The organism is Pseudomonas sp. DNDY-54 (assembly GCF_019880365.1).
GTDB classification, from domain to species: domain Bacteria; phylum Pseudomonadota; class Gammaproteobacteria; order Pseudomonadales; family Pseudomonadaceae; genus Stutzerimonas; species Stutzerimonas stutzeri_P.
The window spans coordinates 2,277,269-2,302,753 of record NZ_CP082271.1 but is presented as its reverse complement, the minus strand read 5'-3'; the positions used below and the strand labels follow the sequence as shown (position 1 = coordinate 2,302,753).

20 protein-coding genes are annotated in these 25,485 nt (G+C 59.7%); 6 read left to right on the top strand and 14 right to left on the bottom strand.

What is annotated here, in order from left to right:
• Positions 1–9: 9 nt before the first annotated feature.
• From K4O48_RS10670 to K4O48_RS10635, 8 genes are all read right to left on the bottom strand, one after another.
• The gene (locus tag K4O48_RS10670) at positions 10–954 is read right to left on the bottom strand and encodes an iron-siderophore ABC transporter substrate-binding protein (protein ID WP_222908208.1); all 945 of its coding nucleotides are present in this window, start codon (positions 952–954) and stop codon (positions 10–12) included.
• Positions 951–1,802 carry an ABC transporter ATP-binding protein gene (locus K4O48_RS10665; protein ID WP_222908207.1) on the bottom strand — a complete coding sequence of 284 codons (852 nt, stop codon included), beginning with the start codon at positions 1,800–1,802 and terminating at the stop codon, positions 951–953. Before K4O48_RS10665 ends, K4O48_RS10670 begins: the two co-directional genes overlap by 4 nt.
• Positions 1,802–2,845, bottom strand: a complete 1,044-nt coding sequence (locus tag K4O48_RS10660) for a FecCD family ABC transporter permease (RefSeq protein WP_222908206.1) — start codon at positions 2,843–2,845, stop codon at positions 1,802–1,804. The genes K4O48_RS10665 and K4O48_RS10660 overlap by 1 nt, the downstream gene beginning before the upstream one ends.
• A 2-nt stretch (positions 2,846–2,847) precedes the next feature.
• Positions 2,848–3,882: an iron ABC transporter permease gene (locus K4O48_RS10655; RefSeq protein ID WP_222908205.1), complete on the bottom strand. Its 1,035-nt coding sequence runs from the start codon at positions 3,880–3,882 to the stop codon at positions 2,848–2,850.
• Between the two features lie 56 nt (positions 3,883–3,938).
• Positions 3,939–5,912, bottom strand: a complete 1,974-nt coding sequence (locus K4O48_RS10650) for a TonB-dependent receptor domain-containing protein (protein ID WP_222908204.1) — start codon at positions 5,910–5,912, stop codon at positions 3,939–3,941.
• Positions 5,913–5,970: 58 nt separating this feature from the next.
• A complete protein-coding gene (locus K4O48_RS10645; RefSeq protein WP_222908203.1) occupies positions 5,971–7,188 on the bottom strand; it encodes an MFS transporter in 1,218 nt (405 codons plus the stop codon).
• Between the two features lie 389 nt (positions 7,189–7,577).
• Positions 7,578–8,666, bottom strand: coding sequence for an endonuclease/exonuclease/phosphatase family protein (locus tag K4O48_RS10640; protein WP_222908202.1), 1,089 nt, complete (start codon positions 8,664–8,666; stop codon positions 7,578–7,580).
• A gap of 214 nt (positions 8,667–8,880) precedes the next feature.
• A complete protein-coding gene (locus K4O48_RS10635; RefSeq protein ID WP_260523611.1) occupies positions 8,881–10,359 on the bottom strand; it encodes a glycoside hydrolase family 5 protein in 1,479 nt (492 codons plus the stop codon).
• A gap of 856 nt (positions 10,360–11,215) precedes the next feature.
• Here K4O48_RS10635 and K4O48_RS10630 point away from each other — a divergent pair.
• Positions 11,216–12,349 (top strand): aminotransferase class V-fold PLP-dependent enzyme, encoded by a 1,134-nt coding sequence (locus K4O48_RS10630; RefSeq protein WP_222908201.1) that lies wholly within the window; start codon positions 11,216–11,218, stop codon positions 12,347–12,349.
• 231 nt (positions 12,350–12,580) lie between these two features.
• The gene (locus K4O48_RS10625; protein ID WP_222908200.1) at positions 12,581–12,799 is read left to right on the top strand and encodes a hypothetical protein; all 219 of its coding nucleotides are present in this window, start codon (positions 12,581–12,583) and stop codon (positions 12,797–12,799) included.
• A 281-nt stretch (positions 12,800–13,080) separates the two neighbouring features.
• Here K4O48_RS10625 and K4O48_RS10620 read toward each other — a convergent pair whose 3' ends face one another.
• Entirely contained in the window at positions 13,081–14,193 is a 1,113-nt protein-coding gene (locus tag K4O48_RS10620) for a UV damage endonuclease UvsE (RefSeq protein ID WP_222908199.1), read from the bottom strand.
• A 284-nt stretch (positions 14,194–14,477) separates the two neighbouring features.
• Between K4O48_RS10620 and K4O48_RS10615 the strand changes: the two genes are divergently transcribed.
• Complete coding sequence (locus K4O48_RS10615) at positions 14,478–16,478, top strand: DEAD/DEAH box helicase (RefSeq protein ID WP_222908198.1); 2,001 nt, start codon at positions 14,478–14,480, stop codon at positions 16,476–16,478.
• Between the two features lie 85 nt (positions 16,479–16,563).
• Positions 16,564–17,184, top strand: coding sequence for a glutathione S-transferase (locus K4O48_RS10610; protein WP_222908197.1), 621 nt, complete (start codon positions 16,564–16,566; stop codon positions 17,182–17,184).
• Between the two features lie 25 nt (positions 17,185–17,209).
• Here the strand turns inward: K4O48_RS10610 and K4O48_RS10605 are convergent, their stop codons facing one another.
• From K4O48_RS10605 to K4O48_RS10585, 5 genes are all read right to left on the bottom strand, one after another.
• Complete coding sequence (locus tag K4O48_RS10605) at positions 17,210–17,977, bottom strand: SIR2 family NAD-dependent protein deacylase (protein WP_222908196.1); 768 nt, start codon at positions 17,975–17,977, stop codon at positions 17,210–17,212.
• A 180-nt stretch (positions 17,978–18,157) separates the two neighbouring features.
• Complete coding sequence (locus K4O48_RS20735; protein WP_409518947.1) at positions 18,158–18,865, bottom strand: methyl-accepting chemotaxis protein; 708 nt, start codon at positions 18,863–18,865, stop codon at positions 18,158–18,160.
• Between the two features lie 968 nt (positions 18,866–19,833).
• Complete coding sequence (phrB, locus tag K4O48_RS10595) at positions 19,834–21,261, bottom strand: deoxyribodipyrimidine photo-lyase (protein ID WP_222908194.1); 1,428 nt, start codon at positions 21,259–21,261, stop codon at positions 19,834–19,836.
• Between the two features lie 12 nt (positions 21,262–21,273).
• Positions 21,274–22,194 carry a MerR family transcriptional regulator gene (locus K4O48_RS10590; RefSeq protein WP_222908193.1) on the bottom strand — a complete coding sequence of 307 codons (921 nt, stop codon included), beginning with the start codon at positions 22,192–22,194 and terminating at the stop codon, positions 21,274–21,276.
• Positions 22,195–22,196: 2 nt separating this feature from the next.
• Positions 22,197–23,159: a YbgA family protein gene (locus tag K4O48_RS10585; protein ID WP_222908192.1), complete on the bottom strand. Its 963-nt coding sequence runs from the start codon at positions 23,157–23,159 to the stop codon at positions 22,197–22,199.
• 323 nt (positions 23,160–23,482) lie between these two features.
• Here K4O48_RS10585 and K4O48_RS10580 point away from each other — a divergent pair, with 323 nt between their 5' ends.
• Positions 23,483–24,382, top strand: a complete 900-nt coding sequence (locus K4O48_RS10580; protein ID WP_222908191.1) for a TIGR01777 family oxidoreductase — start codon at positions 23,483–23,485, stop codon at positions 24,380–24,382.
• Positions 24,383–24,454: 72 nt separating this feature from the next.
• Positions 24,455–25,480, top strand: a complete 1,026-nt coding sequence (gene hemH, locus K4O48_RS10575; RefSeq protein WP_222908190.1) for a ferrochelatase — start codon at positions 24,455–24,457, stop codon at positions 25,478–25,480.
• Positions 25,481–25,485: the final 5 nt, after the last annotated feature.

Sequence of the window (25,485 nt, the reverse complement as noted above, 5' to 3'; positions counted from 1 at the left end):
CCGCATCGGTCAGTCCCTGGCTGCTGGCTCGGCGTCCGCTTTGCCGATGATGGATTCGATGTCCTCGATTACTTGCAGGGCAGCCATCGGGCCACCGAGCGAGGTCCACAGCGAACCATCCACGGCGGCGAAGCGCTTGGCCTGGATCGCCGATAACTGACGGAAGGCGGCCGTCTCCTCGGCCTGGTTCAGCGCCTCGACCGCTTCGCCGCTGGTGGCGAGGGTGCCGATTACCAGCCAGTCGCCGTCGAGCAGTTCGAGCGATTCGAGGCTGAGGGCCATCGAATGGGTGTGCCCTGGGTCCTGCTGATGGGCCGGGCGCACCAAGCCGACGTCTTCGAGGACGGTGCTGGAGAACGCGTCCTTGAACATGTAGGACGGGCCTTTTGGGTTCCAGCGCACGATGCTGAACGTTTCGCCCTGATGATCCTGCAGCCTTTGGCGTGCTTCCGCAGCCCGGGCCTTGTATCGCTCAAGAAAGGCCTGGGCTTCGGCATCCTTGTTCAGCACGTGAGCGGTTCGCAACATGCTCTCCTGCCATGGGCGCGCCCAGTTGAAGGTGATGACGGTTGGCGCAATCTCGTTGAGGATGGCGAGCTGCTCCGGCTTTACCGGGCCGGTGAGGATCAGGTCTGGCTCGAGCTCAAGCAGCACTTCCAGATTGGGGTTGTCGAGATCTCCGACGACTTTGATGCCCTTTGGCACTTTGCCTTCAAGGTAACGAGGCGGCGCGGCCTGGCCGCGACCGTTGACGGTGCCGATCGGCGTAACGCCCAGGGTCAAAGCGGTGTCGAGGTCGATCTCGCTGAGGGTGATGATGCGTTCAGGCGCTGTCGGGATGATTACGCTGTTGCCAAACGCATCTTCGACTTGACGGGTTTGTGCCTGGGTATTGAGTGTCAGCAGGCCGGTCAGCAATGCGGCAGTCAGGGTCAGGGGGAATCTCAGGCTCATAGGGTTTCATCCTGTGGTGCAAGTTCGTAATGGGCGCTTGCCTTGAATGCAGGCGCTAGGGATGGGGTCAGTGGTCGTCGGCGCGGCACGATTACCGGCGCGCCATCCCCAGGTGCCGGGAGGATGTCAACTTCGGTCTGGTAAAGGTGATCCACCAGCTCCTTGGTGATCACTTGCCGCGCCGGCCCCATGGCCTGAATGCGGCCATCGGCGAGGGCGATCAGTTCGTCGCAATAGCGCGCTGCGATGCCCAGGTCGTGGATGACGATCAGCACCGTGCGGCCCTCGGTCGCGATTCGATGCACGGCTTCCATGACCTCGGCCTGATGGCCGATATCCAGCGCGCTGGTGGGCTCATCCAGCAGGATCAGATCGGTGTTCTGCGCCAGGATCATGCCCAGCCACGCGCGTTGCGCCTGGCCGCCGGAAAGCGAGGACGCCTGCTGCTGCCAGATGGCGTCGAGCTGCATCGCCACTCTGGCTTTTTCAACTTGAGCGGCGTCTTCTTCGCTCCACTGATTGAACCAGCCTTGATGGGGGTGGCGTCCGTATTGCACTAGCTGTTCCACGCGAATGCCTTCAGCCATGACCGGGCGTTGCGGCAGAAATGCCAGCTGCCTGGCGAGACGCTTCAGCGTGAAGCGAGTCAGTGATTCACCCTGAACTTCAATGTCGCCACGTTGCTGGGGTAGCTGTCGCGCCAGGAGCTTCAGCAGGGTGGATTTGCCGCTGCCATTCGGGCCGACGATTCCGATCAGCCGCCCCTTGGGCAGCGAAAAGGACAGGTCTTCGAGCACGACCTTGTCCTGATAGGCGAAGTGCAGGTTCCGCACCTGGAGAACGGTCATCAGTCAGCTCCTCGTCTGTCCTTGATGAGCAAGCCCAACAGCAGAATGCCACCGAGCAGGCGAGTCATGATTCCCGTCGGAATCTCTTCTGGTTGAGCCAGCACGCGGACCAGCGTGTCACTGCCCAGCATCAACACGGCACCACACATCGCGGCGAGCCAGATCGGCGCAAGGTTGTCCCGTGCCAGCCAGCTCGCCAGGATAGGCGCGGCCATGGCGATGAAGATCACCGGGCCGGCGATAGCCGTGCCCAGGGACGCCACCAGAATCGCCAAGGCCAGTACGCCGAGTTGGATAAGCGGCACACGAACGCCGAGGCTCTGCGCGGTGGCATCGCCGAAGCGAAGCAATGCCAGTGGGCGATTGACCAGCGCCATCAGCGGGCATAGCACCAGCAGCACCAGGGTGATGGGCTTGACCGTTTGATAACTGACCCCGGCGAAGTGGCCCATCGTCCAGAGGTAAATGCTGCCCAGATGCGACAGCGGTTGGGTGGACATGCCGAAGTCGCCGATAGCGCCGAGCAACTCGGAGAGTGCGATACCGATGACGATGAACAGATAACCTTGCTCGCCAGGGCGTCGGCAGAGCGTGAACAGCGCTGCGGCGGCGAAGAGCGCGCCCAGCGGCGACGCCCACCAGGGCCAGCTGCCCAATGTCAGGTACATGGCGAAGCCGACCACTGCGAGGGAAGCGCCTTCATTCACCCCGATCATGTCCGGCGTAGCCAGTCGGTTTCGTACCAGCGTCTGGATCAGGCAGCCCGCCATGCCCATGGCCAAACCCGCCACAACAGCCGCAGCGATGCGCGGCATGCGGATTTTGAACACCGTGATCTCGTGCAGTTTGCTGCCGTTGCCGCCCAGCGTTGCCATGACATCGCGCACGCCCATGTTGCCGGAGCCAAGGCTGATGGCGACAACGGCGAAACCGGCGAGCAGCGTGGTCAGCAGGCCGAACATCAGCCAGTTTCTCCGGTGCAGCAACACGCTCAGGCTGCCCAGCCGGACGGTCCAGAAACCGCTAGGGGTGATGGAGGCCATGTCTACCTCACGGTCAGCAGTGAACGAAAACCACCGCACAGCACGATGGTGATCAAGGCGGGAGCGCCGATTGCAGCCAGCAGCGTACCCACGGGTAACTCATAGGGCTGCAGCAGCCATCGCGCGAGAACATCCGCGGCAAGCAGGAAAAGCATGCCGAACAGAGTCGAAAACAGCAGTTGCCGGAGCAGCCCGACGGGTTCGATCAGTCGCGCGCAATAAGCAGCTAGAAAGCCAACAAAGCCTATCGGCCCAGCGATTGATATGGCGCAGGCGGTGAGCAGTGTTGAAGCGACCAATACGCCAACCCGCACCCAGGTGGTGTGAATGCCCAGCGCTCTGGCCTGGCTGTCGCCCATCTGCATCAACGTCAGCTGCCGGCAGAGCAGGGCGGCCAGCACGATGCCAAGCAGTGCGACCGGAAGGATGGTCCCCAGGGCATCGAGCCTCGAAGCCGACAGTGAACCGAGATTCCAGTAACGGAACTGGTCGAGCGCAACGCGGGTGCGCAGCAGCATGAAGTTGGCGAGCCCGCCGAAGATTGCGGCAAGCGCGACCCCGGCGAGTATCAATTTGAGCGGACTGGCCTGACCCAGCATCAGCCCGATGCCCAGAACGATCACATTGCCCAGCAGGGCACCGCTACCGGACCACAGCAGATAGCCTCGGGTCGACTCCACGTTGTAGAAGATCAATCCGATTACCAGACCGAGCACGGCGCCAGCGTTGACCCCCAGCAAGCCGGGCTCTGCCAGCGGATTACGGGTGGCGCTTTGCAATAGCGATGCGGCAACTGCGAGGCTTGCACCCACCACCAATGCGGCCAGGGTTCGCGGCAGACGCAGCGTATCGACCACCATGGCGAGTTTTTCATCCGCCACCGCCGCAGGATCACCGGTCAGATAGCGAAACACCTCGGCTGCACCGTATACGCCGGCGCCGGTACTCATCGACAGCACCAAAAAGCCCAGTAAAAGACCGCCGCCTCCCAGCAGTACCGCTTGCTGGAAGGCAGGGAAGGATTCGGTTCGGATCATCGAAAGCAGAGAACTCCAAAGGCCCGGCAGCGCGGCTGCCGGGGTGTCGTGGTGAATCAGATGTCGTAGCTGAAGCCGACGAACAATGTGCGACCCATGAGAATGTTGTCGACCGATTGAGCGACATCGTCGCGTTTTTCGTTGGTCAGGTTATTGAGGCCGGCATTCAGCGCTAGCTGGGGCGAGGCTTGGTAGCGGCCGCTGAGATTGACGACATGAAAGGCTCCGCTTTCCTGTGCTCCGCTCGCAGGTGTGGGCAGCCACTGGCTACCGACGTACTGGTAGTCGAGGTTCAACGCCACTGCAGGCAATGCTCGCCAGTCGACGCCGATATTGGCGACATGCTGAGGAACATTATTCAGCTGAGTCTCGGCCTCGCGATCCTCGGCGTCCGAATACGTGTAATTAACACGGATACCGAGTGCATCATCCAAGGCATAGCGGCCCTGTAATTCATAACCGCTGATCCGTGCCTTGCTAATGTTGTTATAGGTCATCACCGCTGGGAAATAGCCAGGGGCCCACCGGTCGCTGACGATCATGTCATCGATCTCGGTCTGGAACAGCGTAACGCCAGCCTCGACCTGACCGTTCTGGTACAGCGTACCCAGTTCATAACTAAGTGCCGTCTCTGGTTTGAGTTGAGCGTTGCCCCGGACACGGCAGCCCCCCTGGCAGGCCGCGACGCTATAGGTTTCGTCGGACTGGTAGATCGCCGGTGCCTTGAATGACTGACCGACACCTCCCTTGATTACCCAGTTGTCGGTGAGGTTGTAGACGCCGTAGGCACGCGGGCTTAATTCGCTGCCGAAGGCTTCGTGGTGGTCCCAGCGAGCTCCCAAGGTTACGTCCAGCTCGCCCACAGAAAATTCATCCTGCAGGTAGAGCGCGTACTGGTCGATGTTGGTCTCGGTTCCAAGGTTCTGGTTGTGTTTGAAGTCGGTGCGCCGACGCTCGGCCCCAAAGGTGAGCAGCTGTCCAGCAACGGAACCACTGAGTTGACCGTCAAAGGTGTGATTCTGCTGTTCGGCCTGCCCGACAACGCCACCATTGAAACGAGTCATGAGCGCTGATCCATCGGCCAGCTCGACGTCTTCGTAGTAATAACGCACACGACTATCGAAGCCATCCCACCGACCGGTGTGAGCTAGGCCAAGGCTAGTGCGTTCCATCTCTTGATCGTTCTGCACCACGCCGTATCGCAGGCCGGGGTACCAATTCGCCACGCGATCATCCTGGCGATGGGTTACGTCTAGGTCGAGCGTCTGACGCTCGTTAAGCAGCCAACTCAGCGAGCCGTAGGCGCTGCCCGCCTGGCTGTGTTCTGAGGCGTCTGCATCAGGCGAGACGGTCTGGTCGGAGCGCCAAGCGGCCTGATCTGTACCTTCGAGGATTAAATTGCCCAACAACTTGTCCTCTATCAGTGCACCGCTGATATAGCCGCTGGCCTTGTGGCTATCGCCCGCTTCGCCCTCGGTCGGCGTCTCGTAGACGTAGGCCACCCCAGCTCTAGTCTGGTTGCTTGGTTGGCGAAGGATAACGTTGACCACGCCGCCGATAGCATCAGCGCCATACAGCGACGACATCGGCCCGCGTATTACCTCGATACGCTCGATTGCCGCTATTGGAATGGATGACAGATCGAAATCGTTGGCGTATTCGGATGTCAGGACATCGCGTGAATTAATGCGCCGTCCGTTAACCAGCAAAAGGGTGTAATCCGAATCCATGCCGCGGAGCTTGATCTCCTGACGGCCGTAGGCCGAAGACGGGTTCAGATGGACGCCGGGGAGATACTTCACAGCATCGGCGAGGTTATAGACCGGACGTTTCTCAAGTTCTTCACGGGTCACCACGGACACGCTGGCCGGTGCGCTGAGTTCGCTATGGGCTGTCTGGGTGGCCGTGATGACTTGTTGTTCAAGTGCTACAGGCTCGTCCGCCAGTGCGGCGAAAGGTAAAAGGCTGGCCAGGACGGTCAAGGAAAGGTGACGAGGGCGGCTGATGCCCCGACTGGTTGCGATTTTCATAGCATGCTCCGTTGCTGCTCGTTATTTGGAATCGACTCATCACGTTTTCCCGGCGGGTTCATCCCGCCTGTTGTTCTGCTGCAAGCGTCTGGCTGACATCGCGCTGCCTGATGGCACGGATCAGATACAGCACACCGGCGCCCGCTACGATGCCGGCGGCTGCATAGAAGGCAGCCAAGCGCTCGAAACCAAGCAGCTCGTTCTGCGCGCCACCCATCAGGTATTGCGCTGAAACGAGGCTGCCAAGCCCCGCGGCGACGTTTGAAACCGTGCCCTGGAAGGCCATGAATGCGGCGCGTTGATGAGCAGGCGGCACGCCAGCCGCAATGGTCATGGTGCTGTTGCTGCGCACTGCGCTCAGCGCCATGAACAAGGTGAAGATGATGTAGAGCGATATCCCGACAGGCGCGGCAAACCCGAGGAGGGTGACCAGAGTGAGACCACCACTGCTGGCCAGTACGACGGTCATGGCGCCGCCACGATCGATCCACGCACCGCCCATGCGCATGGCCGCAAGGCTTGCAAGGCCGCCGGCCAGGTACAGCATTCCGAGCTGTTCACGGGGGAAATCAAGGTTGAACTGGAAGTACGTCGCGAAGTGCGGCACCAGCAGGAAGTGCCCGAACATCTGCAGTGACGTGATGGCTAGCGCGACAAGACAAAGCCGCGATGCAAGCAACGCCTTGAGCGAAGCCTTTGGACGGGCAACTGGCTCTGGCGCCGGAAGATAAAGCTGACATAGCAGCGCGAGCGCCAGGCCGGCCCCGCCAAGCAGGAGAAACGGGCTGGTCCAGTCCCAGCGCATCGAACATTCAAGAGCCAGTGGAATGATCAGAATGGCGGCAAGTGAAAAGCCCATGCCAACGTAGGCAAGCTGTCGACCGCGCTCGGCGGGTGGAATCAGGTCGAGCATGGTTGCCATCAGGATCGCACCCATCGGACCGGCGACGAGCCCGGAGAGGACGAAAAATGCAATCAGCTGTTGTGGTTCGGTCGCCAACGCGCAACTGAGCAAAAGCGCGAAACGCAGGACAAGCAGCACGACGAGTGCGGGCTTACGGGCAAAACGATCAAGCCAGGGTGCACTCACAACGGCGCTCAATGCTGCTGCTAGAGTCGCGCCGCCGCTGATGTAACCGACATGGCTTGGCTCCATGCCAAGGTCGTGAACCAGATCGGGCCCAAGCGGCATGACCATCATCAAGCTGCCCAGCGACAGCATGTTGATCAGCATCGCAAGGTGTACGGCGATCCTCGTCGGTACGGCAGCATTCATGGTGGTGGGCTCGGTTGACAGGCGGCAGCATGCTAAGCCAATCGAGAACCAACATCAAATACAAATCGTTCGTATTAATAGGCGCGATGAGATCAGCCTGCGCTGACTGCGCCTAAAGCGCCACGGGGCTCAAGAAGTCCCAGCGATAGCAGGGTTTATTTGAGACTCCTAAATTTCACGGTGAGGAGGTGGCTTTATCTGCCATCAAGCGGCGGCGGTCTCTAAGAGGGCGCGCGGCGCTGTGGATCGTTACGCTATGTGGATTTTGCTCACGGGCGCAGCGCGTCTAACGTAGCGAACAAAGGGCTATGGTGGCATTTGCGATGCATCACCGGGGCTGCGTGTGATTACACATCCTCTCGCGGTCTAGGGTCGCTAGAAGCCCCACATCAACGCTTCTCTGGCTCAGGCACGTCGGTTTCGCTGACGTCCTTCTCGCTGATTTTCTCGTCGGCCTCCCGCTCGTCTTCGGCGTCACCTTGCAGGCTCTGTTGCTCGGACGCGGGGTCATATTGCAGCTCAACCAGCACGGGAAAATGGTCGGAGCCAAACGACGGCAATCGTTGAATGCTAACCAACTGAAAATGGTGGCTGTGAAACAGATGGTCCAGTGGCCATCGTAGAAACCAATGCTGCGCATGGAAACTGTTGACCATGCAGCGTCCAACCCGAGGATCAAGCAGCCCGCTGATCTTGCGAAACAGTCGCGTGTTGGCGGACCACGCGACATCATTGAGGTCACCCGTGACGATGATAGGCGTGTCAGGCTCGTCGTCCTTTACGCTTTTCGCCACGAGCAGCAACTCGACATCGCGCTCGGTGGATTCATCATTCTCCGTGGGGCTTGGTGGGGCCGGATGAAGAAAGTGCATGCGGATCGCGACCTGTGTGTTCAGCCGGACCCGTGCATGCATCGAGGGTACGTCGTCTTCCACGAGAAAACAGGTTTCCGAATTCTCCAGCGGGAGCCTCGACCAGACATGCATTCCATAGAGGTTATCCAGTGGGCAGCGGATGCTGTGAGGATAGTCCTCGCTCAGCGCGTTGAGCTGGGTTTCCCACCAATCATCGGATTCGAGCGTGACGAGGACGTCGGGTCGGTGCTCGCGCACCAATGCGATCAGCTTGTTTGCACCGCGGTTCGGTGTCAGGACGTTGGCGGCCATGACGCGAATGCGAGGCCGGTCGCGGCTCGTGTCGGCGGATTTCACTTCGGGACGCCATAGCCATGTGTACGGGATGATCCACCAGGCCTGATAGGCGAGGCAGACGAGCGCGACGCCGGATATAAGGATCTGCAGCGGTTCGGAATAAGACAGCAGCAAGGCTTGGGCCAGCAGCAGCGCGAAGGCCAATACACAGAGCTGTAACCGCGGGAAATCCCACCCCCGCACCCACCAGGCGGGATTTTTCCAAAGTGGTAAAAACGTCAGCACAAACAGCAGGCCGGTAGCCGCTAACAAGATTCCTTCCGTCATTCCCGTTCCTCGAACGTTTTCGGCACGACGTCATGTCGCCCGTTCGGAACCTGAATTCAGGCACAAGGATTTCGTCCCGCCGATGGCTGATTGGTTCCGCTTGAATCCAACAGCACAGAATGGACAAGGCGACGGGCTGGTTAGCGCGTAGATGAAAAAAGGCCTGTCACGTGCGAGGTGGCAGGCCTTTCAGTCGAGCGGGATGGAGATGACGCTACAGCGGTTCGCCAATAGCGGTGCAGGTGTTCGGGGTAGCGGCGTGCTTCTTCAGAACCGGTAGCTGGGGCTGTGGTGCGCCTCCCGATACGTCCAGGGCAAGAATATAGTTGCCCCACCATGGACCGGCAGCCCAATAGGTAAGCGGTACACAGTTCTCGCGTAGGTAACCGAGCAGATTGTCCATCGCAACGATCGCATCCGGCGCGTAGGCCGGAACGCCCATTTCGCCAATGAAGCCACGCAGCTCGTTCGCTCTCAGCCATTCCACGAAGGGTTTGGCGCGGTTGATGCCCAGGTCAGGTGCGAAGGTTTCAGTCTTGTCTTTATATAGCCCCGACGTATCGCGATCGAGGTACATGTGCGCCTCGAAGATCAGGTTGTTTTTCGGATCACGCATCCAGGGATCCGCGATGAGCTGTGTGTTCGACTGCGGCCAATGCCAAGCGCTGGAGAATCGATCCCCGGCAACGTAAATCCAGTTGGCTCGATCCACTTTGCGGATCTCTTTAGCTGCAGCCAGTGCCGCCTCCGGCCAGAGCCCTTTGGTGTTTGGCTCGTTCATCAGGCCGTAGCCACTGAGCGCCGGGTGGTTGCCAATTTTTTGTGCGATGCGTTTCCAGGTGTTGGCAAACGATTGAATGGGTACGGTCTCCGAGCCGATCGGTTGTTTGTAGTAGCGGTAGTAGTTGTGCATGTCGAGCACGACCTTTACGCCATGCTTCTGCGCAAAATCGAGCGACTGCTTGAGCAACGCCAGATACGCTGCGTCCAGTTCTGTATCCAGCTGCGGTTGGATGCGTTCCCAGAGAAAGGGCAGGCGAACCAGCTTCATGCCCATCTCAGCGTATTTTTGGTAGTACGACTCGGCAGGAAAAATGTAGTTGGTGCCGTGCTTGCCTGGCAGAACCGACGGACCGAATGCAGCGCCCGAGAGCGCAACTCCGACCAGCTGCACCGGCTGCGTGGGCAGCGTTACGTCAGCAATCGGGCTCGATGGGGCTACCGGCAAACTAGCTGGCGCCGCAACCAGGCGGAGTTTGTTTGGGTAGCCGATATCGTTGCCATCAAGCACCGGGCCATTCATGAAAACCGTCAGAGCTCCGCTGGCGGGCTTCACCGAGGTGATGGTGCGTACCTGGCCATCGGCTGTACGTACCGATGCGCCCGCAACGAAGGTAGCTAGGTTCTGCGCGGTAGCCGCGACGGAGACCCCTGCGGACGCCCGCCAAGAACCGTTCTGCCAGTAGCTGTTGGTGAACTTATTAATCAGGGCAGCGTAAGTAGGCGCTGCGACGGGCTGGGTGTCCGGCACGGTAACCACCGGCGTCGTGCTGGGGATACTGCTTACGGAGAGGCGATTCGGGTAGCCGATGACACCGCCGTCCAGTACCGGCCCGCTCATGAATACGGTGAGCGCGCCACTCGCGGGTTTGACTGAGGTGACAAAACGGATCTGGCCATCGACAGTTCGCACGGATGTTCCTGGGCGGAACGCCGCAAGGTTCTGTGGAGTGGCGGCGACCGAGACGCCTGCGGATGCGCGCCAAGAACCATTCAGCCAAGAGCTGTTGGTGAATTTGTTGATCAACGCCGAGTAGGAAATCCCCGCGACGCTTGAACTGCTTGTGGTTGCTGCATGCGCATCGCCAACGGCCGGAAGAGGGGCCAGTAATGCACTTAAGACGATTGCAGACAGAAGAGACTTAACGGCGCTGGGAAAGGCTGTGACGGACATTTGGCTCACCGTGTAGGGACATCGAGTCGCGATTCAGCGCGTGTCGATGAAGCGGCATGGGGAGGTTGATCAATAAGCGGAGCTGCAAAGCAGACGGATCCCACCAACAGAACAAACCACTAGGCAAAACGGCAATAGCCAGGCGCTCTACCGTTTCGGTTATATATTTATAATTTGTTTCTTCAATGTAGTGAACTATAGTCGGCTGGTTATTGTCGCCAGTAAATTGTCACTGCGTGATGCTGCTACTATTTTGATATTAAATAGCCAATGGGTGGTTCCAACGTAACGGCGTGAAACCTAGGTGCCACGGGGTTTGCGGCAATGATGGCGTCATTTTTTTGAATTAGCCGTTAAGTCGGTCACTAAGTTGCGCGTGCAATTATTCCGACAAACGGTAGTCGGCGAATTGAACTAATTAAAAAAAAGGTATTCGGCGCTTTATTTCGCGGCGTGCGGGCGTGCCGTTTGATATCTCTCGTCGCGGTTGGGCACTGAATACGAAGTCTGGCAAAACGGGATCGCAGTGGCGTGCTTGTAAAGCCCTCTCGCTTCGGGCAGGGTCGAGACAGGTCTTCAGTTGCGGAGCCATTCCATGTCGGACCTTTATCCCCGCGTCGATCCCGACGGGCTGATCGAGTATTCGGTTGTGTATACCGATCGGTCGTTGAACCACATGTCCCGGTCGTTTCAGACGGTGATGAACGAGATATCCACTACCCTCAGATCTGTCTACAACGCCGATGCGGTCGTCGTGGTGCCGGGCAGCGGCACGTACGGTATGGAAGCGGTGGCACGCCAGTTGGCGCAGGATCAGAATTGCCTGGTGATCCGTAACGGCTGGTTCAGCTATCGCTGGAGCCAGATTTTTGAAATGGGCAGGATCCCGGCGCACTCCACCGTGCTGAAGGCGCGACCGCATAGCCACGACTCACAGGCGGGATTCGTACCGCCGCCCCTCGACGAAGTCATCGCAACCATTGCTGCGCAAAAGCCGGGCCTGGTGTTCGCGGCCCATGTAGAAACCTCGTCCGGCATGGTCCTGCCAGATGACTACCTGCGTGGCGTCGCGGAGGCCGTGCATGCCGTTGGTGGCTTATTTGTCCTGGACTGCATCGCCTCTGGTGCGCTTTGGGTCGATATGCAAGCAAGCGGCGTCGACGTTCTGATTAGTGCACCGCAAAAAGGTTGGAGTGCATCGCCGTGCTGCGCACTGGTGATGCTCAGCGAGGCGGCGCTGAAACGCGTCGAAGCGACGCAGAGCAGCAGCTTCGCGTGTGATCTGAAGAAATGGCTTCAGGTCATGCAGGCCTATGAGCAGGGCGGGCACGCCTATCACGCGACGATGCCGAGCGACGCACTGTCGCTTTTTCGGGACGTCATGATGGAAACCCAAGCATATGGTTTTGAAACCTTGCGTACGCAGCAATTGGCGTTGGGTCGGCGTGTGCGGGCGCTGCTCGCCGATAAAGGCTTCAAAAGTGTTGCGGCTGAAGGCTTCGAAGCGCCCGGTGTGGTGGTGTGTTACACCACCGATGGCGGAATCAAGAACGGCAGCAAATTCGCTGCCCAAGGTTTGCAAATCGCGGCGGGCGTACCCTTGCAGTGCGATGAGCCGGCCGACTTCCAAACCTTTCGAATCGGCCTGTTCGGCCTGGAGAAGCTCCAAAACGTCCAGCGCACCGTGGATATCCTGGAGCGTGCGCTGGACGACATTCTGGCCGGTTAATTTGGACTGGCGAGATGCTCGATCTTCAAGCGGGTTGTAAGCGCTACGGCGTGATACCACTCGCTGAGCTCCACTCATGATCTGTTTCAGTTGAACAGAACTATTGTGAAATATCGCTGTAACCCGCGTGCTAGACATATTGTTGAAACAAAAATGTGTTTGCAGAAGAGCGCAGGGTAGCTACGCTCAAGTTATACAAAGGCTTACTACAACAACAAAGAGGGGCTCAGTATGATCAACAACCAGAATGCTCAGGTCGTTGCACTCGAATTGTGGCGCTTCTGTGCGCACTGCATAGCGATAATCGTGGTTGTGGGCGCGGTGCTTATCGGGTTCTTTGGGTCCTGGGACCTTGCGCTTAAGGTCGGCGTGCTACCGCTGCTGGCACTTGTGGCAGCGGACGTGCTGGCCAAGCGGCATGAACAGGCAATTCAGGTAAGGAATTCTTAACCGTTGTTCGCCTGCGCAAACCGTCACGGGGCTTGCGCAGGGTTCAGGAGATTCAGTCCAGCGGGCCGCCTAGTATTGGAGACGCCTGTTCATCCACCTTGTTCATCGACTGCCCGGTGAGACGGGGTAACCCGACCGCGCGTCCATCCAGTTTTTCGTCTGCCTCCCCCAACGCGATCAGCTAAGGACTCGCGTAGGTGGGCGGTACACCCGCTGCGTCAAAAGCCAGAAGCCAAATCACTTTCTCCGCCGCCCCGCCATGCCAGTTTTGACTGCATTGGTCATTTCAACGGGTTAGTGTTCTCGCGCGTCAGCTCTGCTTGATTGCATTTTCGAAGCGGCTGCCCACTCCGGTCACTGGGTGCCAGTCCTGTGCCCTCGCTCTCGAGGTAATCCCGGTAGTAGTCCAGGGCTGCGAGGTTCTTGTCTTTGGCCTCGAACATGATGTCGAAGCGGTCGAGAAATTCGCGTGCGTAGAGATTGGTCCAGTGATTCCACATCCGCTTGCTGTGGCTGTACAGGTCGCGCTTGCTGACCTTTTCGAGCAAGGCGGGCATTTCGAGCTTGGTATCGGCGGCAAATCCCAGCTGCATCAGGCTCTCCGGGGGCTGCGAGTAGTGCATGGCTGGCCGCACGCCGCGCCAGCTGCCGATGATTTTCTCCACACGAGCATCCTGTGGATCTATGTAGTCGTTCTCATTGATCCAACAGTGGTGGATATCGAGGACCACAGGCGCCAGGTCCGCCAGCTGCAGACAATCATCGACGCCATACGTCTTTTCGTCGTTCTCGAACGTAATGCAGTTGCACGCTTCGCTGGATAGCCGCGGCCAGACCGTGCGGATGCCTTCGACGCCAAGCCGCCCGGCGATGTGGACGTTGCATTTGAAGTCCTGAAACCGCTGGCCGAAGCCCATCATGCGGATCATATCGGCGTGGTATTCGAACTCCGCCAGGCTGTTCTCCACCACATTGGGCTTGTCCGAACCCAGCACGCAGTACTGTCCCGGATGCAACGAGAGACGAATGTCGAGCGACCTGGCGCAATCGCCAATCCTCGAGAAGCCCGTTTCCATTGCGTGGCGGACGTCCGCCTGGCTGTAGAAGTCGAGCGCTTCCGGGTGGCTGTAGAACGGCAGCAGATCGCTGCTCAACCGCAGCATACGCAACGGCTTCGGCAGGGTTCCAACGTATTCAAGCAAGCGCAGCTGAGCGGCCAGATTGTGCTCGATGATGCCGTTCAGTTTCTCCCTTGCCACGTCCTGGGACACGCTGTTCAACCAGCGCAGCGTGGTCGATCGCGGATTGAACGCGCGCTCGATCGCTTCCAGTTCCTTCAGCGATTCGCTGTGGCCGGGGTGACGGTACATGCAGGCGAAACCGATTCTGTACATAGCGACCTGTCTGGGCAGCGCGCTGCTTCAGACCCAGACGCTGCATTAATTGACTGTTCTGTTTAGTGCATGTTGAAACGTTGAGGTGCCGTGCAGCTGACGAACGTAGCGGGTTGCTGCGGTGCGAATGACACACAAAATTCACATGCTGGCACTGCCAATAGAGTGCGGATAGACGAACCAGTTGGTATGTGCGGCTGGCACCATTCCTCGCGTTAACCACCAGCCGGCCGGGAAAAACCCTTACCATATCAAGCACCTGTTGATGCTCTGGTTGGTTTCCGATGTTGTCCGCCGTCAAACGCTACAAACGCCTGCTGTCCGGAGCGCTGGCGCGTTGCTTTCCACGTACGTCCGCCTACGTGAAGTCCGAAGAGGACCTGGTCCTGCGGCGATGGCCGAGCGCCAAAGCCAAGCAAAGCGTCAAGCAGATCGCCACACGTTCGAAGAAGCAGCCCGGCCGGGTACCAGCCAAAGCGAGTCGAACACCCACGCCATCGCATGCCGTTAACACGCCGCCCAAGTCTCGCGCTAAAACCCGAAAAGACTCCAGCGAAGGTCTCTACGGCCCAGGAAAGCTGACGGTCGATGACTCGCAGACTCAGGCGATGCGCCTGCGTGTTGGCCGGGCTGTCGAGGCTGGTGTGATCTGCGCGCCGTCAGACGAACAGTGGGCGATGATCCTGAGCGACAGTCCAGTGACGAGGATCTTTGCTGGTGCGGGCTCGGGCAAATCCACCACGCTGGTGCTCCGCGTCGTATTCATGCTGTGCCACATGAGCATCGCGCCAGAACGACTGACGGTGATCTCATTTACAAACGCGTCCTGCGCGCAACTACGCGAGCAGTTGGTTCGTGTGCTGGGGTTCTGGAATGTCGATTTCGATCCCGCCACTGCGCGACACTGCGTGCGGACCTTCCATTCGGCAATGGCGTCGCTGGCCAAGGAGGTACTGGGCAAGCCGGTGTGGTTCGAGCAGTTGGATGAGAAGGGCGCATCGCCTACCGAACTGGATAATCCGCTCACGTCCTCGCGCTTGCGACCTGCGCAGCAACGCCTGCTTAAGCAGGCGTACCAGAGCTGCTATGGCGAAAACGAGGCGTTTCGCGCGCAGGTGCATACCTTGTTGCAGTTGCCACAACCAGACGAGTCGGGCGGTAAACGCACCGCCAAAGCACCATTGGACGGTTTCAAGCTGGCCGGCGAATTCACGCCGATGCCGCTGTACGAAGCGTTCTATGCGCAAGCGGGCTTCATCGAGAGCATCGGCATCCGGATCGAGCAGATTGAGCCTGCACGGATGGAGTGCTCGGCGCGGGAGCGCTCCTTCGTCGAGGCGTTGATATTGTTCTGGAGACGCTTCCAGGCGCTGCTTGAGAGTCAAGGTCTGATTACCTTCAATGGCGCGTTTCAAACGCTGACGCAGCGATTGACTGCCTCCGGTCGCGACGCGTCGTCCAACGCGTTGGCACCTTTCAGTCATCTGCTGATCGACGAATTCCAGGACATTTCACCGCAAATTGTTCAATGGCTTCAGGCCGTGCACAGCGCATTGGTACGCCAGGGTGAGGCGGTCAGTCTGATGGCCATCGGTGATGATTGGCAGTCGATCTATGGTTGGCGCGGCAGTTCTCCGGAGCTGTTCATGGATTTCGACAAGTATTTCCCTGGCCGCGGGGCCTCGAAGAAAAGCAGGGTGTTGATGCTGGAAACCAATTACCGGTCGATCGAGCCCATCATCCGGGACGGAGAGTCGGTGTTGGCTGGGGTGACGTTCAAGCAAGCCAAAACCAGCAAAGCCGCAAAGGCGGCACAGCCGGGAGATCATGGGGCGAAGCTGGTAACCCGCTTCGATGTGAGCGCGCGCCTGCCTCAACTAATCAAGGAGATTCACGCTCAGTGCGAACACGTCTCCAATCGCCCGAACGCCGATCGAAACGCCGTGCTGGTGCTGAGCCGGCGTAACGAACCCCTGCGCGCGATCGAGGCGCAGTTGGACCGCAAATTACCGGTCAAGACCTACACCATCCACCGTGCGAAAGGGCTGCAGGCTGAGGTGGTATTCATCGTCGATGACTGCCTGCCCCCGGAACGCCACCCGTTGCGCAATGCGCTGTACGCCTATTGCGGTTTCTTTCGTAACAGTTATGACCAGGCCATGGCTGACGAAAGTCTGAGGCTCGCTTATGTCGCGATCACGCGTGGTGTCAGCCGTGTATTCTGGTACACGCAGAAAGCCCAGGGTGCGACGCGGGTGCTGGCGGATAAAGGGAAGGCTCGATAGGCGAGTAGCGGCTGGCGGCCCGTCACACTTTCCAGCTAGGGTTGAGGCCATACCCTCAACACGACCGGACAGGAGCGCAATCGCCATGCTGAAACTCTGGGGACGCACGAACTCGACCAACGTTAAGAAAGCGCTCTGGTGTCTGGAAGAACTGCAGATCCCCTACACACGGGTCGATGCGGGTGGGGCGTTCGGCGTAGTCGACGAGACGCACTACATCGCCAAGAACCCCAACAAGTTGGTGCCGTGTCTTGAGGATGGCGAGCTGGTTCTGTGGGAGTCCAACGCCATCGTGCGGTACCTGGCGGCACAATATGGTCAGGGCTCGCTATGGGAATCCCATCCTGCCCAGCGTGCGCAGGCGGACAAGTGGATGGATTGGGTTACGGCGACACTCGCCGCACCCTTCCGACCGGTCTTCTGGAATATCGTCCGCACCGCGCCGGAACAGCGTGACATGGCCTCTGTGCAGGCGTCATTGGATGCGTGCGGGAAGCTGCTCGCTATTCCTGACCAGGCGCTGGCGACACAACCGTATCTCTCCGGCGAATCCTTGGGCATGGGCGACATTCCGCTGGGCTGCTATGCCTATGCCTGGTTTGAAATGCCAATCGAACGGCCGGACTTGCCTCACCTGCGGCGCTGGTATGAACAGCTGCAACGCCGGCCGGGGTATCAGACGGCGGTGGTTACACCGCTGACCTGACAACGCTCGGTCAATGCTTGCAGCGTCAACTTCCGGTGCGTCCGAATGCCCGCTCGATGAGCATTGGCAGGGTTTCACCCGCCGCGCCGGCCAGCGCATACTCCCGTTCGCCACGGCTGATATTCGCGAGGGGGTTGACGTGCGCAACGACCGCGCCGGCTTGCCAGGCGAGGTTCGGTACTTCCGCCGCCGGGTAGACAAAGCCTGAAGTGCCTATCGATATCAGCACGTCACAGTCTTTCGCCGCTGCAAACGCAGCGTCCAGCTGATAGGCAGGAAGACTCTCGCCAAACCAGACCACGCCGGGACGTAAGTGCCCACCGCAGCGCTCACATTGCGGCGGTTGAAGCCGGCGACCGCCCTCAGGCTCGTCGGGTGTGCCTAACGGCTCTTCAGGTGGTTTACCGCACGTGAAACAGCGCGGTTGATGCAAGCTGCCGTGAAGATGGAGAACATCGGTGCTGCCGGCGCGCTCATGCAAGTCGTCAACGTTCTGTGTCACGAGCGTGAGATGCGGTACGTGGCGGGCCAATTCGACGATGGCACGGTGCGCCGGATTGGGCTCGGCTTGCAGGACTTTCATTCTTCGCCATTCATACCAGCCCCATACCAGCGCTGGGTCGGCGCGGAAGGCTTCCGGCGTCGCCAATGAGGCTGCGTCGAAGCGCTCCCAGAGGCCGGTCAGCGGGTCGCGAAAAGTCGGTATCCCGCTTTCGGCCGACACGCCCGCGCCGGTGAAGATCACAATATGGCGCGCGTCGCGCACGGCATTGATCAACGCATCTGGAATCATTGTCGCGGCTCCTTGGGCTATCACCTGAACGCAGAATGAAAGCACCGGACCGCGCCGATTCCAAGTCGGCAAAACAACCGAGCAGCTTATTGAGTCGGGCTAGCGCAGCGAGCCCCGCACCGTCTCGAGCGACGAGGGTGCGGCTTGACCATTCCCTTTGATGCTTCGTCCCGTGTTGGCTTAGCTCAGCGCAAAGCGACCACTGAGTGCCCCCAGTCGTGAGGCCAACGCGCTGAGGCTGCTGCTGTCTTGATCGAGGCGATTTGCGTCCGCTGCGTTCTGGTCGGCGATGGTCTGAACACTTTGCAGGTGACGCGCGACATCAGCCGACACGGCAGTCTGTTGATGTGTCGCCGCGGCAATCAGCTCGTTCATCTGGCTGATTGCGTTGATCTCTCCAGCGACGGACGCGAGCAGCGCTGCGGTCTGCTGGCTGTCCGCAACGCAGCTGGTGACGCTGTCCCGGCTTTCCTGCATGGATTCGGCGGCCTTGCGGCTGCCTTGTTGCAGCCGGCTGATGATCTCCTGGATTTCACTGGTGGAGGCGGCTGTCTTGCGCGCCAGGTTGCGCACTTCATCGGCGACGACGGCGAAGCCTCGACCTTGGTCGCCGGCTCGGGCCGCTTCGATTGCAGCATTGAGGGCGAGCAGGTTGGTCTGGTCGGCGATGCTTCGGATCACCTCCATTACCCGGCCGATTTGTTCGGATTGCATCGCCAGGTCCTGCATCACCTCGTCAGTACCGTCAATGCGATGGGCGAGTCGGCTGATTTCCTCGAGGCTGGTCGATACCGCAACACGTCCCTGTTCGGCTTTGATGTTGGCCGACTGCGCAGCCTGTGCGGCTTGGTCAGCGTGGCTGGCGACTTCTTCGATGGCGGTCGACATCTGCTGCATCGCATTGACCATGTATGCCGTCTCTTCGAGCTGTCGGTCAGCGCCGTCGCGCATATGCCGGGTCGCTGTGTGAAGGTTACCGGCGGTACTCTCCAGGCCGCGTGTGTCCTGGATTACCGCACCGACGAGTTCGGCGAGCTGTTCGAGGAAGTGGTTGAAGCGCTGCGCGATGGCGCCACCGGACAAGCTGCGCTGACGCAGGTCAATCCTCTCAGGATCGCGGGTGATGTCGGCCGCTGCGCTCAACAGGGCTTCGCCTTCGCGGGCTTCGGTTGCGGCGCGCACCGCGAGGTAGACGAGGATTGCACTTTCAACCACGACGTATAACGCATGCAGCAGAACCTGGCCCCAGTCACCGTCTGGCATGAGGTACACCCCGGCGTCTTGCTGTTGCAGCGCAAAGAACCCCAGGTGGTGGACCGCGATGGTGGCTGCCGCGACGACGATCGGAAGCCAGTCGCGATAGAACACCAGAAAGGCGAGCAGGGTGAAGATGCCGAAGTGCATCTCCAGCATCCCGTGTTGCAAGTTGATGTGCAGCGCAGACATGACCATGAAGGCAGCGCCAATCAGACAGCGCATCAGGCGTTCGCCCGCGAGCAGCGCGTGCAGTGCCGTCATGGCGAGCGCCGTGCCGCCGCCGATAATCAGGGCCTGCGCCCAGTTGCCCGTGAGTCCGGCCAAACCGAACGCATACAGGGCCAGAAGCCACAAGACGCCGAGCATGATCCGATCGGCTTTGCGGTAGTGATCGTGCAACGTGACGGTTTTGTTAGTCATGACCCATCTCATTTTGGCGCCAGGATGCGCATCGTGTTATCGGCAGATTCAGAAGCGTGACGCATACCGTTGATCGGCACAGGAGCGGAGGAGCTATGGTCGATTCGCTGACCACGCCGCGGCTGGCGTTCCCAGTTCTCAAATCACCCTCGCAGTGAAATACCCGGATCACAGCCCGCTCACAGCGTCTCTCCCAGCTGCCGAAAGGCTGTGAGCGCCCGCGCGCGGCTCATAGGCAGATCAACAACGGGTGGCGGGTAGTCAATGGAGGCAAACAGTCCGTTTTGCTTTGCGGGGTTATGGATTTCCCGTCCGTTCAGATGGCCCAGTTCCGGCAGCCAATGGCGTAGAAAGCGCCCGTCCGGGTCGAACCGTGTCGACTGGCTAAGTGGGTTGAACAACCGGAAATAGGGCACCGAATCGGTTCCGGTTGAAGCGCTCCACTGCCATCCGCCATTGTTTGCCGCAAGATCGCCGTCAATCAGATGCTGCATGAACCAGCGCTCACCTTCGCGCCAGTCGATCAGCAGGTTCTTGCTCAGAAACATGGCAGTCACCATGCGCAGGCGGTTGTGCATCCAGCCGGTCGATAGAAGCTGGCGCATGGCAGCGTCAATGATGGGAAAGCCGGTACGGCCTTGCTGCCAGGCGATCAGCTCGTCGGGCGCGTGGCGCCAGGGCAAGGCGTCCGTCTCGGTTCGAAAGGCACGGCCCATCGACACGCGCGGATAGCTGACCAGGATGTGTTTGTAGAATTCGCGCCATAGCAGTTCGTTGATCCAGGTAACCGCCCCCGGATTGCCGCTGTCGAGCTCCCCCTGATTTTCAGCCAGCGCCGCGTGCAGGCACTGACGCGGCGAGACGACGCCTGCAGCGAGGTAGGGCGATATCTGGCTGGTCCCTGGCTCGGCGGGAAAATCGCGACTCAGCTGGTAATCAGCCAATGCTTGCTGCGCAAACGCTCCCAAGCGGGTTAGCGCAGCATCCTCGCCGGCCGGCCAGTACGCCTGCAACGCATCGTCAGGCAGGGCGAAGCCATCCACCGTATTCGGAACCGGATCGCTTGCAATACACATAGGCGCTTGCGCTGCCGGGACGGGCAAACAATGCGGCAATGAATAGCTCAGCCGCGCGTAGCAGACCTTGCGGAACTGGCTGAAAACCTTGAAGCATTCGCCTGCCAGTGTCTTCACGCTGCCGGGTGCAAAAAGCAGTTGGTCCAAATGGCGATGCAGTGTCTTCCCGTTCCGCTGCAGCGCTTCTGCGGTTGCGTCATCCCGGCGCTGTTCGTTTACCCCGTATTCGTCGTTGATATGCACACCGTCAACGTGATGCTCGTGACAGATCCCTAGGATCTGCGCAGGCACCGCCTGCCAATCGGCCACACAGCGGATCAGCATGGGTACGTTCAGCGCGGCGAGGCGAGCCGAAAGCGCCCGCAGGTTGCGCAGGCGAAAATCGATTTTGCATGCGGCATCGTCATGGGCCAGCCATTGCGTCGGGGTGATGAGGTACAGGGCAATCGTCGGTCCGGCGTTCATCGCAGCGGCGAGCGCCGTGTTGTCGGCCACACGCAGGTCGCTGCGTAGCCAGAAAAGTTGGTTCATCTCGGATTCCTTTCAGCCGATCAGCTGGTTGGCTTGCAAAGCTTCAACCGCGCTAAGAGGGTCGTTCGCCAGCGTCAGATCAGGGAGATCCTGAAGCTCGAGCTGATGAATGCTGGCGGCTGGGCCAGCCAGCAGCACGGGTAATGCGGCGTGGGGAACCAGTCGAGGCAACTGGCGCCTGAGGTAGCCGGCATCCAGCGATTGGCTCGCGTATAGCAATAGTCCGCGCGGTGCCAGTAGTTCAAGGCTCAGGGGCAGTTCTGTCAGGGCAACGGGCCACTCGATTATTTCCACGGGGCAGCCCGTGTTTGAGACGAGCCAGGCACAGAGCCAGAGACCAGGCTCGAAGTGCTGTTCGCTCAGGCTGATCAGCAACAGCGGCGCACCGTTTTGCTGACGGTTGTTGTGGTAGAGGCGCATACCGACCTTGGTGCGTAGCCAGGAATTGAAGAGGCCGCGCTCGAGTTCGGCACCAAACCCGTCGACCCAGCGCTGTTCGAGACCCAGCATGAGCGGCATAAGCAAATGCTCGCAAAGCGTGCGAGGCGGATAGATCGCCAAGGCTCGGTTGAAGCTTTCATCGAGGCGGCGTTCAGACAGCTGAGCGACCGCAAGCATCATCTCCTCCTGCAGCCCGCTCCATTGATTGTGTTCACCCAGGATTACGGCCTGTCTGCCGTCCAGCAGCGGTTTGACTTGGCTTACCGCAACGCCTCGGTTGAGCCAGTTGACGATGCCCTGGATGCGTTGCACATGACCTTGGTCATACAGCCGATGACCTTTCGGCGTGCGCCTGGGCACGATCAAACCATAGCGGCGCTCCCACGCTCGCAGCGTGACCGGGTTGACGCCCGTCAGACGGGCCACTTCGCGGATTGGAACCCAGCCGTCTGCGAGATCTTCATCGAGGCTGGCATCAGAGAAACGGGGCATGATCAGATTCCATTACGCAAGCTGAGGTTTTCGGGGTGCGGCTGCATATAGGCCTGGTTGGCGATGTAGCGATCCGGATGCCGCCGGAAGTGGTGCTTTAGCAGCGTCAGCGGCACCACAAGGGGCACGATTCCTTCACGGTATTGGGCGATCAGCCGTTGCAGCTCCTGCTTGTCTTCACGTTCGAGATCGCGCTTGAGGTAGCCGCTCAGGTGCTGCAGCACGTTGCTGTGGGTGCCACGCGACGCGGTTGTTTTCAGGGCAGACATCAGCTGGCTGAAATAGGCGGGCGCAAACGCCTCGAGCGGCGTGTTGCCCACCGTCGCCACGCGTTGTCCCAGCGCCTTGTATTGCAGCGGGTCGGTCGCCATCAGCTGGTACTTGTAGCGCGAATGAAACTCCACCAGGCGCTTGCGCGTCAGGCCTGCCTCCAGCAGGCGCTGCCACTCGGCATAGGCGAAGATTCGCGTCAGAAAGTTCTCACGCAGTACCGGGTCGTTGAGCCTGCCGTCCTCCTCGATTGGCAGGTCCGGCCGCGCCTGCATCAGGGCGTGGGCGAAGAGACCCGAACCGCCGCCTTCAACGGGATGACCGTTGGCCTGGTAGACCTTTACCCGCTCCATGCCGCACGACGGGGATTTCTGCATGAGGATGTAGCCGCTCACGTCGGTGAGCCCGGCGGCAATTCGCTTGCCGTAGGCGGTTAGGGCTTCGGTAACGTCGAGCTCGGGATGCTTCGTCCCAACGGCACGAGGGCTATCGGGGTCACCAACCAACCGTATCGGCTCGCGTGGCGTGCCCAGGCCGATTGCAACCTCCGGGCATACCGGCACGAACTCGAAATGATGCGCCAGCGTTTCGCTGCATAACCGCGACGCTTTGTGTCCGCCGTTAAAGCGCACCGGATTGCCGAGCAGACACGAGCTGATGCCGATCTTGATGGTAGGGCGTAAAGAGTCAGTCATTAGCGTGGCCTCAGTGCCGTTGTACAAAAGTGATGTGCTGTACAACTTTATGGCTATCTTAGGTTTCTTCTTGTACAAGTCAATTAGTCTTGTACAATTATTTCCCGGCGGCCCTATAGGCAGATCAAAGGCTAGGCATTGACGACGTGCGGGTCAGCGGCGACTAGCCCCTACACGTACCTGGTGATTCGTGTGAGCGCGATGGTGTTGCTGATGAAAGCTGTACAAACGTTGCTGCGACGTATAGGGCTATTCTCAGCGACTTACCCGATCTGGTTTTTCCGTACGGACCGGTTCACCCGTCGAACACACGAGGGTCGTCCATGAATATTTTGCTAACCGGAGGGACTGGCCTGATCGGAAAGGCCCTGTGCAGCCGTTGGGTGGCTGAGGGGCATCGCCTCTGGGTCTGGAGCCGCTCCGCTGAGCATGTGCCTGAGCACTGTGGCGAGCAGGTTACGGGCATTAGTCAGTTGCAAGAGCTTGATCAGGTGCCGCTCGATGCAGTCATCAACCTGGCCGGTGCACCGATTGCTGATCGCCCCTGGACCCGTTCACGGCGACTGCTCCTCTGGAACAGCCGAATAAAGCTAACCGAGGCCCTGGTCGAGTGGCTGTCGAAGCGCGAGCAGAAACCGTCAGTGCTGATTTCGGGGTCGGCGGTGGGCTGGTACGGCGATGGCGGCGAGCGCGAACTTCGCGAAGGCGATGCCCCGGTCACCAACGATTTTGCCGCGCAGCTCTGCAATGCCTGGGAGGAAAGCGCCTTGCGTGCAGAGCGTCTCGGGATCCGGGTTGTGCTGGTACGCACCGGACTGGTGCTGGCACGGCACGGTGGATTTCTGCAGCGCCTGCTTCCGCTGTTTCGTTTGGGCTTGGGTGGGCGGCAAGGCAATGGCCGGCAATGGATGCCCTGGATTCACCTAGATGACGAAATCGGCTTGATAGATTTTCTGTTGCGGCAGCCAGACTCGCAGGGCCCCTACAATGCCTGCGCACCGCAACCGGAGCGTAACGCGGATTTTGCCAAGGCGCTGGGTCGCAGTGTGGGCAAGCCGGCGGTATTACCGGTTCCCGGACTTGTTCTGAAGGCGGGCCTTGGGGAGCTGTCCGGCTTGATTCTCGGTGGACAAAAGGCGGTTCCGTCACGGCTGGAGGAGGAGGGCTTTCGCTTCCGTTTCGTCGAGTTGGATGCGGCACTGGCAGATCTGCGCCAGACATAGCGCGTATGCAAAAATAGCGCGCCACCCGATGCGCGGTGGACGTGATTCTTCAATCAGTAGTCAGGAATTCGCATGACTGAGCAGGCGTTGTTGTTGGTTAACCTGGGGTCACCCGCTTCTACCGAGGTGGCCGATGTTCGCCGCTATCTCAACCAGTTTCTGATGGATCCTTACGTGGTCGACCTGCCTTGGCCGCTTCGGCGACTACTGGTCTCGATGATTCTGATCAAACGTCCCGAGCAGTCAGCCCACGCGTATGCGTCTATCTGGTGGCCAGAAGGCTCGCCACTGGTTGTGCTCAGCCAGCGCCTTACCGATGCGGTGCGACCTTACTGGACGGAGGGTCCGGTCGAGCTGGCGATGCGCTATGGCGAACCGTCTATCGAGCGATCGCTGGTCAAATTGGCCACGCAGGGCATCAAGCAGGTGACTTTTGCCCCGTTGTACCCCCAGTTCGCCGACAGCACCACCACCACCGCAATAACGGAAGCGCGTCGCGTCATCCGTGAAAAACGCCTCGATCTAACTCTGTCGATCCTGCAGCCGTTCTACGACCAGCCGGAATATCTCGACGCCTTGGTCGACAGCGTGAGGCCGCATCTGGCGCAAGCGTTCGACCATTTGCTACTGAGCTTTCACGGCCTACCTGAACGTCATTTGCATAAAACCGATCCCACAGGTTCGCATTGCCTGAAGACAACAGATTGCTGCCAGCGAGCCGAGGGCGCGGTACTCGCCAGCTGCTATCGCGCTCAGTGCTTGCAGAGCGCCGCTGCGTTTGCCGAGCGTGCCGGATTGGCTGCCGGGCAGTGGTCAGTGTCCTTTCAGTCGCGGTTGGGACGAGCTAAATGGATCGAACCCTATACCGAAGCGCATCTGGAAGAACTGGCCGCACAGGGCGTGAAAAAATTGTTGGTGATGTGCCCGGCGTTCGTGGCGGATTGCATCGAAACGCTGGAGGAGATCGGCGACCGAGGGCGCGAGCAATTTGTCGCTGCAGGTGGCGAGGAATTGCAGCTGATTCCCTGCATGAATACACACGATAGCTGGGTTCAGGCGCTGGTAACCCTGTGCCGCCGGGCACCGCAGGCGTTGTAATTCAG

What these genes read in the sequence shown, in the direction of transcription:
- K4O48_RS10670 (WP_222908208.1), bottom strand. Translation starts at nt 954, where the DNA reads ATGAGCCTGAGATTCCCCCTGACCCTGACTGCCGCATTGCTGACCGGC.
- K4O48_RS10665 (WP_222908207.1), bottom strand. Translation starts at nt 1,802, where the DNA reads ATGACCGTTCTCCAGGTGCGGAACCTGCACTTCGCCTATCAGGACAAG.
- K4O48_RS10660 (WP_222908206.1), bottom strand. Translation starts at nt 2,845, where the DNA reads ATGGCCTCCATCACCCCTAGCGGTTTCTGGACCGTCCGGCTGGGCAGC.
- K4O48_RS10655 (WP_222908205.1), bottom strand. Translation starts at nt 3,882, where the DNA reads ATGATCCGAACCGAATCCTTCCCTGCCTTCCAGCAAGCGGTACTGCTG.
- K4O48_RS10650 (WP_222908204.1), bottom strand. Translation starts at nt 5,912, where the DNA reads ATGAAAATCGCAACCAGTCGGGGCATCAGCCGCCCTCGTCACCTTTCC.
- K4O48_RS10645 (WP_222908203.1), bottom strand. Translation starts at nt 7,188, where the DNA reads ATGAATGCTGCCGTACCGACGAGGATCGCCGTACACCTTGCGATGCTG.
- K4O48_RS10640 (WP_222908202.1), bottom strand. Translation starts at nt 8,666, where the DNA reads ATGACGGAAGGAATCTTGTTAGCGGCTACCGGCCTGCTGTTTGTGCTG.
- K4O48_RS10630 (WP_222908201.1), top strand. Translation starts at nt 11,216, where the DNA reads ATGTCGGACCTTTATCCCCGCGTCGATCCCGACGGGCTGATCGAGTAT.
- K4O48_RS10625 (WP_222908200.1), top strand. Translation starts at nt 12,581, where the DNA reads ATGATCAACAACCAGAATGCTCAGGTCGTTGCACTCGAATTGTGGCGC.
- K4O48_RS10620 (WP_222908199.1), bottom strand. Translation starts at nt 14,193, where the DNA reads ATGTACAGAATCGGTTTCGCCTGCATGTACCGTCACCCCGGCCACAGC.
- K4O48_RS10615 (WP_222908198.1), top strand. Translation starts at nt 14,478, where the DNA reads ATGTTGTCCGCCGTCAAACGCTACAAACGCCTGCTGTCCGGAGCGCTG.
- K4O48_RS10610 (WP_222908197.1), top strand. Translation starts at nt 16,564, where the DNA reads ATGCTGAAACTCTGGGGACGCACGAACTCGACCAACGTTAAGAAAGCG.
- K4O48_RS10605 (WP_222908196.1), bottom strand. Translation starts at nt 17,977, where the DNA reads ATGATTCCAGATGCGTTGATCAATGCCGTGCGCGACGCGCGCCATATT.
- K4O48_RS20735 (WP_409518947.1), bottom strand. Translation starts at nt 18,865, where the DNA reads ATGTCGACCGCCATCGAAGAAGTCGCCAGCCACGCTGACCAAGCCGCA.
- phrB (WP_222908194.1), bottom strand. Translation starts at nt 21,261, where the DNA reads ATGAACCAACTTTTCTGGCTACGCAGCGACCTGCGTGTGGCCGACAAC.
- K4O48_RS10590 (WP_222908193.1), bottom strand. Translation starts at nt 22,194, where the DNA reads ATGCCCCGTTTCTCTGATGCCAGCCTCGATGAAGATCTCGCAGACGGC.
- K4O48_RS10585 (WP_222908192.1), bottom strand. Translation starts at nt 23,159, where the DNA reads ATGACTGACTCTTTACGCCCTACCATCAAGATCGGCATCAGCTCGTGT.
- K4O48_RS10580 (WP_222908191.1), top strand. Translation starts at nt 23,483, where the DNA reads ATGAATATTTTGCTAACCGGAGGGACTGGCCTGATCGGAAAGGCCCTG.
- hemH (WP_222908190.1), top strand. Translation starts at nt 24,455, where the DNA reads ATGACTGAGCAGGCGTTGTTGTTGGTTAACCTGGGGTCACCCGCTTCT.